Here is a 14,536-nt window from a genome sequence, read left to right on the forward strand (position 1 = left end):
CCACCGAACTCCCCCCCCCACGAAGGAAACCCCCATGAAACCCTGGATCAAGCACTGCACCCGCCCGCTCAAGCGCACCGGGTCCGCGAAGGCCGCCGCCGCCGTCGTCCTCGCCGCGACCCTGTCCCTGACCGCCTGCGGCGGGGACATCTCCTCAGCCTCGACCGCCTCCTCGGGCGGGGCCGCCCCGTGCGGGACGTTCAACATGGCCGTGAACCCCTGGGTCGGCTACGAGGCCGACGCCTACGTCGTCGGGACGCTGGCCAAGGAGAAGCTCGGCTGCACGGTGAACTACAAGACCCTCAAGGAAGAGGTCGCCTGGCAGGGCTTCGGCAGCGGCGAGGTGGACACCGTCATCGAGAACTGGGGCCACCCCGACCTGACCGAGAAGTACATCAAGCAGCAGAAGACGGCCGTGGACGCCGGCCCGACCGGCAACACCGGAGTGATCGGCTGGTTCGTCCCGCCATGGATGGCCAAGCAGTACCCGGACATCACCGACGGGGCCAACCTGAACAAGTACGCGGACCTGTTCAAGACCTCCGAGTCCGGCGGCCAGGGCCAGCTCCTGGACGGTGATCCCTCGTTCGTCACCAACGACGAGGCCCTCGTGAAGAACCTCGGCCTGAACTTCAAGGTGGTCTACGCCGGCTCCGAGCCCGCGCTGATCCAGGCGTTCCGCCAGGCAGAGCAGAACCACACCCCGCTCATCGGCTACTTCTACGACCCCCAGTGGTTCATGGCCGAGGTCCCCTTGGTCAAGGTCAACCTCCCCGCCTACACCGACGGCTGCGACGCCGACGCCGCCAAGGTCGCCTGCGACTACCCGAAGTACGACCTGAACAAGATCGCCTCCACGAAGTTCGCCAACTCAGGCAGCCCCGCGTACAAGCTGGTCAAGAACTTCAGCTGGACCAATGAGGACCAGAACACGGTCTCCGGATACATCGCCCGCGACGGCATGGACCCGGCTGCCGCCGCCAAGAAGTGGATCGACGCCAACCCCGACAAGGTCGCGGCATGGCTGAAGTAGCGACGGAGCCCCGGGCACAGACCCGCGACGCGACGGCGCCGGACCGAACGGCCAGGCCCGCGAAGGGCCTGTACGTGGACGGGGCCTGGCAGAACGCGCAGGACGGTGCCACCTCTGCCGTGCGCTGCCCGGCAGACGGGCAAGAGGTCGCCGTCGTCGTCTCGGCCGGCGCCGTGGACGCCGAGCGGGCGATCGCCAGTGCCCGGGCCTCCTTCGACCACGGCCCGTGGCGGCGCCTGACCGACACCGAGCGCGGCGCGGTCATGCTGCGGGTCGCCGACCTCCTCGAGCGGGACAAGGCCGCCTACGCCCGCGCCGAGGCCCTGGACACCGGCAAGCGGCTGGTCGAAGCCGAGTACGACCTGGACGACATCGCCGCGTGCTTCCGGTACTACGGCAAGGTCGCCGGACTCGACGCCGGCCGGGTCGTGGACACCGGCAGGCCGGGGGCGATCAGTCGGGTCGTGTACGAGCCGCTGGGCGTGTGCGCGCTCATCGCCCCGTGGAACTATCCGCTGCTGCAGGCGGCGTGGAAGGTCGCCCCGGCCCTGGTGGCAGGGAACTCGTTCGTCCTCAAGCCCAGCGAGCTCACGCCGTCGACCTCGATCCTGCTCATGGAGACCCTCGCTGAGGCCGGCGTGCCGGCTGGCGTGGCGAACCTCGTCACTGGGCGCGGATCGGTGGTGGGCGGCCCGCTGAGCGCAGATCCGCGCGTGGACCTGGTCTCCCTCACCGGTGGGCTGTCCACCGGGCAGACGATCATGGCCGCTGCCGCGCAGACCGTGAAGCGCGTGGCGTTCGAGCTCGGCGGGAAGAACCCGAACGTGGTCTTCGCCGACGCGGACTGGGACGCCGCCGTCGACAACGCCCTCACCGCCGTCTTCCTCCACTCCGGGCAGGTGTGCTCGGCCGGGGCCCGGCTGGTGGTGGAGGAGCCGATCGCGGAGCGGTTCGTCGCCGAGGTGGTCCGGCGGGCGAAGCTGATCCGGCTCGGCGGACCGTTCGATCCCGAGGCAGAGGCCGGCCCGCTCATCTCGGCCAAGCACCGCGAGCAGGTGCACGCCTACGTCCAGGCCGGCCTCGCCGAGGGGGCGGAGCTGCTGTGCGGCGGGTACATCCCCGACGAGGGCGCCCTGGCCGACGGGTTCTTCTACCCGCCCACCGTGCTGGGCAACTGCCGCCGCGGGATGAGCGTGGTCCGCGAGGAGTCCTTCGGGCCCGTGCTCACGGTCGAGACGTTCCGCGACGAGGCCGAGGCCATCGCGATCGCCAACGATACCGAGTACGGCCTCGCCGGGGCCGTGTGGACCTCGGACGCCTCACGCGCCCAGCGCGTCGCGGCAGCGCTGAGGCACGGGACGGTGTGGATCAACGACTACCACCCCTACGTGCCCCAGGCGGAGTGGGGCGGGTTCGGCAAGTCCGGCATCGGCCGGGAGCTCGGCCGCGCCGGCCTCGACGAGTACCGCGAGGCAAAGCACATCTGGCAGAACATCGCCCCGGCCCCCAGCGGGTGGTTCGGGGGTTCGGCCCCCGCCTGACCACGGTTCAGGCGCGGGCGCCGCTCTGCCGGGCCTCGGCGGCGACGGCGATTGCCTCGGCCCGCGAGCCCACGCCGAGCTTCCTGAAAAGGTTCCGCAGGTGGAACTTGACGGTGTTCTCGCTGACGCCCAGCTCTGCCGCGATGGCCCTGTTGCGCAGGCCCCCCTCGAGGAGCTGGAGGACCTGTTCCTCGCGCTCGCCCAGCCCCCATTCCGCAGCCTCGCGGGATGGGGGCTTCGGCGCGTCGAGGGGCAGGGAGACGAACACGTCCGCGCCCCACCCCGGCATGGCCTCCATCCGGAGCCTCCCGTCGAGGGCCTGGACGCGCTGCTCGATGCGGCGCATGCCGTCGTGGGCGGGGCAGAGGCTTCCCTGCCCGTCGTCGCGGAGGTCGATGAGGAGGTTCGTCCCGTCGCAGTCCCACTGGATCCGGATCCGGCGCACCTCGTCTTGCTCGACCATCGCGAGCACGAGCGCCCTGACAATCGCCCGGGCCGCATGCGCCACCTCCCCGGGGAGCGCCCGCCCATCCGCGGGCGGCTCGACGAACTGCAGTGAGATCCCGCTGAAGCGCTCGAGCGGGCGGAGCTCGGCCTGCAGTCGCTCGAAGGCCCTCGCGACCGGCTCCTCGAGCAGCGAGGCGGCGCGGTCCGCCGAGGCTCTCAGCCGCACGAGCGCCGCGGCCGCGATGTCCGTCGCCGCGCGCCGTGCCGACTCGTCGGGCTGGTGCGGGGACCGCAGCGCGGCGAGGACCGTCTCGAGGGTGGTGGAGTGCTGGTCGGTGAGCTCGGCCGTGAGCCGGGACCGCTCGGCGCTCGCCGCTCGGGACTCCCGCAGGTACGACGGCGCCGCTTCCGCCACCTTGTCGCGGATCCGCACCGCCGCGAGGTGCCACAGGCGCACGACGGCGGGCATCGCCTCCTCGTCCCGCCACCCGGCCGCCGGGGCCGGGTCGGTCAGGACCAGCAGCGCGTTCGTCGTGGACCGTGCCGCCAGGACGGGCCGCGGCTCGCCCGCAATGAGCTCTGTGGTGCGCCGCGGGGCCAGATCCGGAAGGGCGGACCGGATCGCGTCGAGCTCGTCGAGCGAGACCCGGCTGATGATGTTCTCGGCCCCGGCCTTCTTCTGGGGGCGGCCCGTGCAGTCCTCGGTGAAGATCACGAGCGCGGAGCAGCGCACATACGGTGCCAGTGCGGTCCGCAGCGCCTCCGCGATCCCCAGGAGCGGGGCGTCGGCGAGGTCCGCAGCGGCGTCGAGGAGCGCGAGTGCGTCATGCGTCGGGGCCATCGGGCCAGTCTAGGGCTGCGACTGCCCGAATGGGTAGGCACGACCGTCCGGCCGGGCAGTTATCCCACCCGTGTGGGTGGCGGGATGCTGGAGGCATGCACGGACCGACAGCAAAGGAGCGCGTATGAGCGTGCAGACGACCACACGGGCGCGTCCCGTCACCGCGGACGCCGTCCATCACAACCTCGGCCTCATCCACGGCGAGGTCCTCACCACCGCCGGGGCGCTGCGCCGCGGCGACCTGGCCGACGTCGCGCGCCTCATCGGCGAGGCACCCCGCGTCTTCCTCGCCGGGGCCGGCCGCTCGGGCCTCGTGCTGCGGATGGCCGCGATGCGGCTCATGCACCTCGGACTCGAGGTCCATGTCGCCGGCGACACGACGACGCCGGCGATCCGCGCCGGGGACCTGCTGATCGCGGCCTCCGGCTCGGGCGCCACGGCGGGGGTCGTGAAGGCCGCGAGCACCGCCGCCGCGGTCGGGGCCCGCATCGTCGCCTACACGACCGACCGTGACTCGCCGCTCGCCGCGCGGGCCGACGTCGTCGTCGTGATCCCCGCAGCGCGGAAGACCGACCACGGCGGCGCCGTCTCGCGCCAATACTCGGGGAGCCTCTTCGAGCAGGTGCTGCTCCTCGCCACGGAGGCCGTGTTCCAGAGCCTCTGGGATGCGGACGGCACGCCGGCCGAGGAGCTCTGGCTCCGGCACGCCAACATCGAATAGCCGTCCCCCGCATCTCCCATCCGCCACAGGAAACACAGAAAAGGAAACACCCACATGAAGCTGCAGGTCGCCATGGATGTCCTCACCGTCGACGAGGCCCTCGAGCTGGCCTCCCAGGTCGCCGAGCACGTGGACATCATCGAACTGGGCACCCCGCTCGTGAAGAACGCCGGCCTCTCGGCCGTCACCGCCGTCAAGGAGGCCCACCCCACGAAGGTGGTCTTCGCGGACCTGAAGACGATGGACGCCGGCGAACTCGAGGCCGAGCTCGCCTTCAAGGCCGGCGCGGACCTCGTCTCGGTCCTGGGCAGCGCCGACGACTCCACGATCGCGGGCGCCGTCAAGGCGGCGCGGGCGCACAACAAGGGCGTCGTCGTGGACCTCATCGGGGTCCAGGACAAGGTTGCCCGCGCGCAGGAGGCGCGCCAGCTCGGGGCGAAGTACGTCGAGTTCCACGCCGGCCTCGACGAGCAGGCCAAGCCGGGCTACGACCTCAGCGTGCTCCTGACCGCCGGAGAGCTGGCCCGCGTGCCGTTCTCGGTGGCAGGCGGCGTCAACGCCTCGACCATCGGTTCGGTCCAGCGGGCGGGGGCGGACGTCGCCGTCGCCGGCGGCTCGATCTACGGCGCGGCGGACCCGGCCGAGGCCGCCCGCCAGCTCAAGGCCGCCATCGTCTGACGATCGATCATCGGCGGTTGACGTCTCGTTCATTCGACGAGGCGCCGCCGAAGGCCGCCTGCGCAGACGACAGGACGCCCTGCCGCGGAGCGGAACGCTTGAAGGCGTTCCCTGTGCGGCAGGGCGTCCGTCGTGCTGTGCCGCTCAGGCCCGATCGTGGACCGGGGTGTGGCGCGCCGTCGTGCCTGCGTCGAGCGGGCGGTGCGCCGTCTCCGGCAGCAGCCACGCCGCGATCAGTGCCCCCGCAGCGATCACCGTCAGGTAGATCGCAGGCGCCATGGGGTTGCCCGTGGCCGCGATCAGCCATGTCGCGACGAACGGCGCCGTCCCGCCGAACACTGCATAGCTGACGTTGTACGTGACGGCTGACGCCGTGTAGCGCACCTCGGTCGGGAAGACCTCCGAGAGCAGGACGGCTGTCACGACGTTCGCCGTCACAGCGCCGACGGCGAGCAGCGCCTGTCCGCCGAGTGCCATGCCGAAGGACCCGCCGGAGGCCAGCAGGTACGCGGGCACCGCGAGTGCGCCGAGCAGCACGGACGAGGCGACCATCGTGGGCTTGCGTCCGATCCGGTCGCATACGCGGCCGAGGACCGGGGCGAGCGCGGCGGCGAACGCGAGGGCGATGACGTTGCTGAACAGCACGAGGTCCGCCGGCATCTTCACCACCTCGCGCAGGAACGTGGTCATGTACGTCGAGAACGTGTAGAAGCTCAGCGCGGTGAGGGCGATGTATCCGCCCAGGATGAGCATGGGCCGCCACTGGAGGGCGAGCGTGCGCCGGAGCGGAGCATGCTCCTTGCCCCGCTGGGCCTCGAGGGCCTCCTGGAACACCGGCGACTCGTCGAGGCGCCGCCGGATGTAGAACGCGACGATGCCGAGCGGCGCGGCAACGAGGAACGGGATGCGCCAGCCCCACTCGTTCATGGCTGCGGTGCCGAGTGCGGAAGTGAGGCCCCAGCACAGCAGGGCAGCGCCCGAGAACGAGCCGAACGTGGCGGCGGGCATCCAGGAGGAGTAGCGCGAGCGCTGGTCGGCGGGCGCGTGCTCGATCACGTACGCGACGGCGCCGGCGTACTCGCCGCCGGCGGAGAGGCCCTGGACGCTCCGGGCGAGGGTCAGCAGGAGAGGTGCGAGGACGCCGACGGCACCGAACGTCGGGAGGAGGCCGATGGCCATGGTGGCGCCGGACATGAGGAGGACGGTCAGGGCGAGCACGCGCTTGCGCCCGATCCGGTCGCCGAGGACTCCGAACACGGCCCCGCCGAGGGGCCGGAGCGCAAACGCGACGGCGAACACGGCGAAGGTCTGGAGCAGGCCCACGACGTCGTCTCCTGCGGGGAAGAAGGCGTGGGCGAGCTGGGTCGCGAGGAAGCCGTACACGGCGAAGTCGAACCATTCGACGACGGTGCCAGCGGCTGCGGCGCCGGTGACCTTGCGGAGCACCGACTGGGGGACGGGGGCGGTCGCGCCGCCAGGGGTGGAGGGGACTGCGGGGTTCATGGAGGGCTCCCGGGGGCTGGGGATCATCTGCGGGCGTCCGGGGTACTCGACGCCAGATTATGCGCAGCGCCCGCCGTCACTGAAGACGGCGGGCGCTGCACGGTGCGGCTCAGGCCGGGTCTGCGGGGGCCTGGACCTCGGGCTGGGGGTCCGCGAGGGTCTTGGGGACCGTGTCCTCGAACTGCGGGAGGCGGTTGAGGTACTCCACCACCGAGTCCGTGGATTCCACGTCGCCGAACTTGTTGTCGATGTCGTAGAGGTTCCACTGCACGACGCCCGGGACGCGGTCGCCGATGGTCTCCCTGGCGATGATGGGGCGGAAGCCCTTTGCGATCGCGTCCTCGACGGTGTGGCGCACGCACCCGGCGGCGGTCGCGCCGGTCACGATGAGGGTGTCGATGCGGTTGGCGGTCAGGAAGAGCTCGAGGTTCGTCCCCGGGAACGCCGAGGCGCGGTTCTTCTCGATCACGACCTCGCCTTCCGCGGGCGCGATGCGGTCGTCGATCTGGGCCCAGTAGGAGTCCGCCGGAAGGGTCTCCACGGGGATCTTCGAGTACCACAGGCCCATGTCGTTCGTCCCGGAGGAGGCGTCGCGGTTGCGGTACACGTTGGTGGTGTAGAAGACCGGGACCCCCTTGGCGCGCGCGGCCTCGTTGATCCGCTGGACGTTGGGGATGATCGTCTCCATGCCCGGGCAGCTGAACGGATGGCCCGGGCGGGTCCAGGCGTTCGCGAGGTCGATGTGGATGACGGCGGGGCGGTTGCCGTAGCCGATCCGACGCTTGAAGCCGCGCTCGTTGTAGATGTCTGTGCCGGCTTCGAAGGCCTCCTCCAGCACTGCTGCAAGGCGGGCTTCGATGTCCTGGCTCACTGCGACGTCCTGGCTCATGGCGTACTCCTTCATTTGCTCTGCTCGGTAGGTATTTGCTGTCTTAGCAACATCTGGTAGCTGTGTGATGTGCACCTCGTCTGTTGCTGTATCACCAATCTATTTGCTCTTTCAGCAACATACAAGAGGTGCGGAGGACTTTCTTCTCGCGCCCGGGGGGCTAGTCCTGGCGGACGGTGCGGGGGTTGACGTTCCTCGCGGCGAGGATGAGCAGCCCGGAGGCGAAGATCGGCACACAGCCGATCCAGAAGGCCGCGGTAGTCCAGCTCCAGCCGGCACCCAGGGCGAGCGTGATGAGGAAGCTGCTGACGATGGCCCCGACCTGCCCCCCGGCGTTGATGATCGAGCCGCCCGTGGCACGGGTCCGCACCGGGAAGCTCTCGCCGTTGAAGAACAGCAGGGCGGAGAACGGGCCGATGAGGAAGAACAGCCCTGCGCTGTAGAGCGCGACGACGATCCCAAAGTTCCCCGAGGGCGCGAGGAGCATGGCCGTGAACGACGCGCCGCACAGGATCCAGCCGAGGGCAATCGTGTTGCGCCGGCCGATCCTGTCGCCCAGCCAGCCGTGGAACACGTAGCCGGCGAACGCGGTGGCATTGGAGACGACGAGGATCACCAGGGCGTTCGTGAACGGGATGTCCTTGCCGTCCGGGGCGCTCAGCAGGGACGTGCCGAGGATGGCGAAGACGAGGACGCCGACCCAGTTGAGCAGGAAGGACAGGCCGATCACCACGGTCGACCGCAGGGACTCGCCCCGGAACGCCTCGGCGAGGGGAGACCCGCCGCCCGTGTTCGCGTGCCGGTGCGCCTCGAACTGCGGGCTCTCCTTGAGCCAGCGCCCCGCGATGACGATGAAGACGGCCGGGAAGGCGGCGACGATGAAGCACAGCGCCCACCCGCCCACGGGGAACAGGAGGTAGATCGACGCCGCCGCGAGCACCGAGCCGATCGGCCAGCCGGACTGCACGAGGGAGTAGATCAGGCCGCGGCGCCGCGCCTTGGCCGGGTCCGTGTAGGCGTGCGCGAAGAGCTCGTTGAGGTACGCCGCGTTGACCGACTGCTCGGCGTAGCCGAGGCCGGCGGCCGAGCGCACGAGGATGAGGAGCACGACCCCGAGCCCGCCCACGACGCCGACAGCCCACCCTGCGACGGCCGTCAGGAGCGAGGCGATCGCCGCACCGATCACGGAGATCAGGATGCCCTTGCGGCGCCCGATCCGGTCCACGAGCGGGCCGACTGCGAATGCGACGAGGGCTGTCCCGGCCGTCACCCAGGTGTTGACCTCCGTGGACTGTGCGGGGGCCCAGCCGACCTCCGCCGCGAGGACGGGCAGCAGGTTGCCGAACAGGACGAAGTCGTACACGGCGAACGTCCAGGCGAAGAAGCAGATCCACGTGGCGATGCGGACGTCGCGCGCGGTGAGCTCTCCCGCGGGGGGAGGCGCCGCCGTCGTGCGTGTGCGCGGTGACCCAGACGCCGTGGTCGGGTCGAGGGTGCTTTCCATCGGTTCCATGAGTACTCCTGGGGTGAGGCGGTTATCGGTGGGAAGTGGGCAGGGAAAGGGGCGGCCGGGAGGGACGCTGTGCGTCCCCCCGGCCGCCCCAGTGAGTGGATTCAGTGCGGTACTGCTGGGTGTTGCTCTTTCCTAGAACGCGCTCACGACGCGGCGTGGACCGTCGCCGCGGAGCGGCGCTGCGCCGTGCGTGCGGCGTCGACCGTCATCGTCGCGGCGTCGATCACGACGCCGTAGTCGCGCTCGGCGAGCTCGAGCGTCGTGAAGCCGTCGAGGACGTCCGAGAGGACCTGCTCCGGGCTGCGCTTGAGCGGGTCGCCGTAGCCGCCGGAGCTCGGGACCGTGATCTCGAGGGAGTCCCCTGCGTGCAGCTGGCGGGCGGTGACCTTGGACGGCCAGCTCTCCTCGCCGGCGCGCCCCGGGTTCTTGGTCAGCGAGCCGTTGAGCCCGTCGTGGCCGCCGAAGACGCCCCACGGCTCGTCGGACTCGTGCCGCTCGCCCTCGCACGTGACCACCGTGTCGGTGAGGAACGTGTTCTCGCGGACGATCCCGATCCCGCCGCGGAATTCGCCCGCGGCCGCGGGGTCGCTGCGGAGCTCGTAGCGGTCCGTGCGCATCGGGAACCGCCACTCGAGCTCCTCGATCGGGTTGTTGCGGGTGTTCGCGATGAGGTTGTCCACGGAGTCCAGGCCGTCGCTGTCCGGCCGGCCGCCGTACGAGCCCTCGTTGACCTCGAGGTACACCCAGTACTCGCCCGCCTTCTCGCTCCAGCCCGAGTAGGAGATGAAGTGGATGTGGGCCGAGTTGCCCGCCGTGACCTGCTGCGGCAGGACCGGGGACAGGGCGCGGAGGGCGAGGTCGACGGCGCGCTGCACCTGGGCGAAGCGCGCGAAGCACGCCGCCGGGTACGTCGGGTTGAAGATCGTGCCCTCGGGGGCGATGACCTTCACCGGCTTGAGCATGCCCTCGTTCTGCGGGACGAAGACCTTGTGGGCCACCTCGTCGAGGAAGATCATGCGCGTGATGAACGTGAACGCGGACACTGTGGTGCCCTCGAACGGGCAGTTGTACGCGGTGGGCACCTGGGGGCTCGAGCCGGTGAGGTCGTAGGTGATCTCGTCGCCTTCGATGATGACCTTGACCTTGATCGGCAGCTTCTCGCCGTAGTTCTTGCCGTCGTCGTCGAGGTAGCCGACCTCCGTCTCGTAGACGCCGTCCGGGACTTTGGCGATCTCGGCGCGGAGCATCTTCTCCGAGTAGTCGATCCAGCCCTGGCCCGCCTGCTCGATGGCCTCGCGGCCGTAGCGGCGCGTGAGGTCGAGGAAGCGGCTCGTGGCGAGCTCGCACGCGGCGATCATGGCCTCGAGGTCGCCCGCGTTGTGGGTGGGCGTGCGCGTGTTGCCGAGGATGTGCTTCAGGAGCGACTCCTGCCGCACGCCCTTCTCCTGGATCTTGAGCGCCCGGAAGATCTGGCCCTCCGCCTTGTTGTCCACGATGTCGATCGCGAGCCCGGGGAATGCGCCGCCGATGTCGAGCAGCTGGCCGGACGCGCCGGCGAAGCCGATCCGCTCGCCCTCGTGGAAGATCGGCATGATGATCGCGACGTCGGGGGAGTGGGTCGCGCCGAGGTACGGGTCGTTGTGGAGGATGATGTCGCCCTCGTGGATGTCGTCGCCCAGGACGCTGATGACGCCGCGGACGATCTTGGGCATGGCGCCCATGAACATCGGGGTGGAGTCGGATTCCGCGAGCACGTGCCCCTCGGCGTCGAAGATGCCCGCGCCGAGGTCCTCGGACTCGCGGATGATCGACGAGTAGGACATGCGGAACAGGACCGAGGCCATCTCCTTGGCCATGGAGTTGAACGCGCCGCCGATCACGCGCATGAGGATGGGGGTCGCAAGCTCGCCGCCCTCCGCGTCGGCCGCGGCCTTCTTCGGGCAATCGATGACGATGTTGCCGTGCGGATCGATCGCGGCCGAGAAGTGCGGCGGCACGACGACGGTCGAGTCGTACTGCTCGATGATGGCCGGGCCCTCGATGCGCACCCCCGCGCCCAGTTTGGAGCGGTCGTAGTACGGGGTGTCGAAGCCGACGGCCTTCCCGCCCTCGTCGAAGACCACCGACTGGCGGTCGACGATCGCGTCGGCGAGCGCCGTCGTCGTGCCCTCGGCCTTCGGTGCGGGCAGCTCGTCCATTGTGCCGATGCCTTCGACCCGGATGTTGACGATCTCGACGCCGCCGGTGGCGAAGCGGTGGCCGTACTCGGCCTCGTGCGCCTCGTGGAAGAGCTCGACGAGGCCCTCGAGCCACTCGGGCGTGACCTCGCCGTCGGGGACCTCGAAGCGGACCTCGTACCCCTGGCCCTCGTAACGGCCGTCCGCAAGGCGGCGCAGCTTCTGCCGCTCGGCGGGGACGCCGTCGGCGGAGAGCTGGTGCTTGGCCTCGAGCGCGAGGGAGTCGAAGCGGGACTGGAGGCCGGCGGCGTCCGCGTCCGGCAGCGAGTAGCGCGCGGTCGCGACGAACTCGTACTTCTGGTCCGTGGCGAGCAGGCCCGTCGCGGCGATGATGCCGGGGTGGGCCGGGACGAGGACATGCGGGATGTCGAGCTCGGCCGCGATCTCGCAGGCGAAGAGGGCCCCGGCGCCGCCCGCCGCGACGAGCGTGAAGTCGCGCGGATCGTACCCGCGGCGCACGGAGTTGAGCTCGATGGCCTGGCTCATGCCGAACTTCTGGATCTGGAGCGCTCCGAGCGCCGCCTCCTCGATGCTCATGCCGAGCCGGTCCGCGACCTTGGACATCGCGTCGCGGGCCAGGTCGACGTCGAGCTTCATGTCGCCGCCCGCGAGGCTGCGCCGCGCCCGGAGGCGGCCGAGGACGAGCTGCGCGTCCGTCGAGGTCGGCTCGGTGCCGCCGTGGCCGTAGCAGGCGGGGCCCGGCCGGGCACCCGCAGACTGCGGGCCGACGCGGAAGATGCCGCCGTCGTCGACGAACGCGATCGAGCCGCCGCCAGCGCCGATGGTGTCGATGTCCACCATCGGCACCATGGCCTGGTAGTCGCCGACCTTGGTGTCGAGGAGGTGGCGCATGCGCAGGGTGCCCTGCGGCGCGACGCCGATGTCCGCCGAGGTGCCGCCGATGTCCAGTGTGACGACGTTCTCGAAGCCCGCCTGCCGGCCGGCCCAGATGCCGCCGATGAGGCCTCCGACCGGGCCGGACATGAGGAGGTTCACGGGCTGCTTGGCGGCCTGGGAGATGGGCGTCATGCCGCCGGAGGACTGCATGAGCAGGACCTCGCGCTGGTAGCCGAGTGCCTTGACCTCGTTCGCGAGGCGGTCGAGGTACCTGGAGACCTTGGGGCCGACATAGGCGTTGAGGGCGGTCGTGGAGAATCGCTCGAACTCGCGGTAGAGCGGGACGACCTCGCTCGAGACGGACAGGTACGCCTCGGGGAACTCCTCCGCGACGATCTGCTTGATCGCCTGCTCATGCATCGGGTTGAGGTAGGAGTGGAGGAGGCACACCGCGATGGCCTCCACGCCGGCGTCCTTGAGCTGCCGTACGCGCTCGCGCACCTCGGCCGGGTCGAGCGGGACGAGGATGTCCCCGTTCGGAACGGTGATCCGCTCCTTGACAGTGAGGCGGTTGCGGCGCTTCACGAGAGGATGCGACTGCCACGGGAGGTCCTGCTGGAGCGAGAAGTTGAAGGGCTTCTTGTGCCGGGCGATGTGGAGGATGTCGCGGAAGCCCTCGGTGGTGATCATGCCGACCTCGGCACCGGTGTGCGTCAGGGCGATGTTCGTGGCCACCGTCGTGCCGTGGACGAGCTGGTCGATCTCGGCCAGGCTCGTGCCGGCCTTCGCGACGAGCCGGTTGAGGCCGTCGATCACCGCCCGCGAGGGATCGTCGGGCGTGGAGGGGACCTTCTCGATGACGACAGCCCCGACTTCATCGTCGGAGAAGTAGAGGTCGGTGAATGTGCCGCCGACGTCAACGCCTATACGCTTCATGTGGCTTTCCTTTCGATGCTGCCGGTCGTGGGCTGATCGGCACGTAGCGGGTTGCTCACTCCACAAGGTATTTGCGCAGAGAGCAACGTAGGTTTCGGGCGGGTAAGACATTTCGCACCGTGAGGTGCATCACACATGATGTTGCTGTGACACCAAAGTAGTTGCTGCCCTAGCATCGGACAAGGGTTGCGGCGAAGATGATCGTGGACTCTAAGATGGTTCAGCCGAGCCGACCGTTAGGAAGTGCATTGTGGTAGGACGCCCCCGCACGAGCGATGAGGCCCCCCAGGGGGCGGCTGCATCCCTGCTCAACGGCCTCGGCGTGCTCGAGGCCTTCTCGATCGAGAAGCCCATCCTCGGCGTCACCGAGATCGCGCAGCGCGTAGGGCTGCACAAGAGCACCGTCTCCCGGATCCTCGCCGGCCTCGCGGAGGCGGGATACGTTCAGCGTGACGAGGCCAGCGGCCGCTACCGCCTCGGGCTGGGACTCCTCGCGCTGTCCGGCCCCCTGCTCGCGGATCTCGACGTCCGCCGCGCCGCGCTGCCCTACCTCGAGGAACTCACCGAGCAGACCGGGGAGACCAGCGCGCTGGCGGTGTGGAACGGCGAGGAGGCGATCGTCGTCGAGCAGGTCCCGAGCCCGCATCAGGTCAAGCACACCGCGTCGATCGGTACGCGCTACAACAAGTTCGCCTCGTCCTCAGTCCAGGTGTTCCTCGCTGGGCTCACCCCGGACGCGGCGCGCGAGCTGCTCGCCTCGGGTGCCGTGGTGCTGCCCGGGGCGCACGACGCCGGCCCCCAGACTGCCGCCGCCCGGCGGGCGCTGGATGTGCTCACCACGGTCGCGGCGGATGGCGTCGCGGTGAACGACGGCGCCACAACGCCGGAGGAATTCGGCGTGTCTGCCCCCGTGTGGGACTACCGCGGGCGCATGGTCGGCTGCGTGACGGCGTCCGCCCCGCGCTCGCGGGCCCAGGGCGAGGTCGCCGAGCGGCTGGCCGCGGCCGTCGTCGGGACTGCAGGGCGGGTCTCCGCGCGTCTCGGGTACGGGGCCAAGCGCGCCGAGGCCTGACCTCCGCCGGGCTGCCGCCCGATGCCGCGATTCGGGCCTCCGAGCGGGTGGGATCGGGTCTATGGGATGGGCATCGGCCGACGTGGCAAGTGCCGTTGGCGCGGACAAGTCGTCGAAACGGCGACTTATGGATGGGAACCGCACTTCCGACCGCCTAGGCGAGGCCGGGATGCGGCGCTGGCATCACACGCCCCGCCCTCGCCGCGACAGGGGGTGACGTCGGCGCCAGAGGGGGTGACGTCGGGGCCACAGGGGGTGACGCCGGGCTCACACGGGGTGACGTCGGGG

10 protein-coding genes are annotated in these 14,536 nt (G+C 70.3%); 5 read left to right on the forward strand and 5 right to left on the reverse strand.

From position 1 onward, the window contains the following. The first annotated feature begins 34 nt into the window (after positions 1-34). Both CGQ25_RS03045 and CGQ25_RS03050 read left to right on the forward strand, forming a co-directional pair. Entirely contained in the window at positions 35-1,033 is a 999-nt protein-coding gene (locus tag CGQ25_RS03045) for an ABC transporter substrate-binding protein (RefSeq protein WP_208711753.1), read from the forward strand. Then, complete coding sequence (locus CGQ25_RS03050) at positions 1,021-2,574, forward strand: aldehyde dehydrogenase family protein (protein ID WP_255405535.1); 1,554 nt, start codon at positions 1,021-1,023, stop codon at positions 2,572-2,574. The genes CGQ25_RS03045 and CGQ25_RS03050 overlap by 13 nt, the downstream gene beginning before the upstream one ends. A gap of 7 nt (positions 2,575-2,581) precedes the next feature. Here the strand turns inward: CGQ25_RS03050 and CGQ25_RS03055 are convergent, their stop codons facing one another. Continuing rightward, positions 2,582-3,862, reverse strand: coding sequence for a LuxR C-terminal-related transcriptional regulator (locus tag CGQ25_RS03055; protein ID WP_208711754.1), 1,281 nt, complete (start codon positions 3,860-3,862; stop codon positions 2,582-2,584). 124 nt (positions 3,863-3,986) lie between these two features. On the opposite strand from CGQ25_RS03055, the gene hxlB reads away from it, so the two are divergent. Beyond that, a complete protein-coding gene (gene hxlB / locus CGQ25_RS03060; RefSeq protein ID WP_208711755.1) occupies positions 3,987-4,583 on the forward strand; it encodes a 6-phospho-3-hexuloisomerase in 597 nt (198 codons plus the stop codon). 54 nt (positions 4,584-4,637) lie between these two features. Continuing rightward, positions 4,638-5,261 carry a 3-hexulose-6-phosphate synthase gene (hxlA, locus tag CGQ25_RS03065; protein WP_208711756.1) on the forward strand — a complete coding sequence of 208 codons (624 nt, stop codon included), beginning with the start codon at positions 4,638-4,640 and terminating at the stop codon, positions 5,259-5,261. 144 nt (positions 5,262-5,405) lie between these two features. On the opposite strand, the gene CGQ25_RS03070 is transcribed toward hxlA, so the two are convergent. The 4 genes from CGQ25_RS03070 to CGQ25_RS03085 all read right to left on the reverse strand — a co-directional run bounded on the left by CGQ25_RS03070 (position 5,406) and on the right by CGQ25_RS03085 (position 13,176). Next, positions 5,406-6,764 (reverse strand): MFS transporter, encoded by a 1,359-nt coding sequence (locus CGQ25_RS03070; RefSeq protein WP_208711757.1) that lies wholly within the window; start codon positions 6,762-6,764, stop codon positions 5,406-5,408. Between the two features lie 109 nt (positions 6,765-6,873). Then, positions 6,874-7,653: an N-carbamoylsarcosine amidohydrolase gene (locus CGQ25_RS03075; RefSeq protein ID WP_208711758.1), complete on the reverse strand. Its 780-nt coding sequence runs from the start codon at positions 7,651-7,653 to the stop codon at positions 6,874-6,876. Positions 7,654-7,813: 160 nt separating this feature from the next. Beyond that, positions 7,814-9,166, reverse strand: coding sequence for an MFS transporter (locus CGQ25_RS03080; protein ID WP_255405536.1), 1,353 nt, complete (start codon positions 9,164-9,166; stop codon positions 7,814-7,816). 143 nt (positions 9,167-9,309) lie between these two features. After that, positions 9,310-13,176 carry a hydantoinase B/oxoprolinase family protein gene (locus CGQ25_RS03085; RefSeq protein WP_208711759.1) on the reverse strand — a complete coding sequence of 1,289 codons (3,867 nt, stop codon included), beginning with the start codon at positions 13,174-13,176 and terminating at the stop codon, positions 9,310-9,312. A 250-nt stretch (positions 13,177-13,426) separates the two neighbouring features. On the opposite strand from CGQ25_RS03085, the gene CGQ25_RS03090 reads away from it, so the two are divergent. After that, the gene (locus CGQ25_RS03090; RefSeq protein WP_208711760.1) at positions 13,427-14,248 is read left to right on the forward strand and encodes an IclR family transcriptional regulator; all 822 of its coding nucleotides are present in this window, start codon (positions 13,427-13,429) and stop codon (positions 14,246-14,248) included. Positions 14,249-14,536 lie beyond the last annotated feature (288 nt).

This window comes from Sinomonas sp. R1AF57 (assembly GCF_002224485.1).
Classification (GTDB): Bacteria; Actinomycetota; Actinomycetes; order Actinomycetales; family Micrococcaceae; genus Sinomonas; species Sinomonas flava.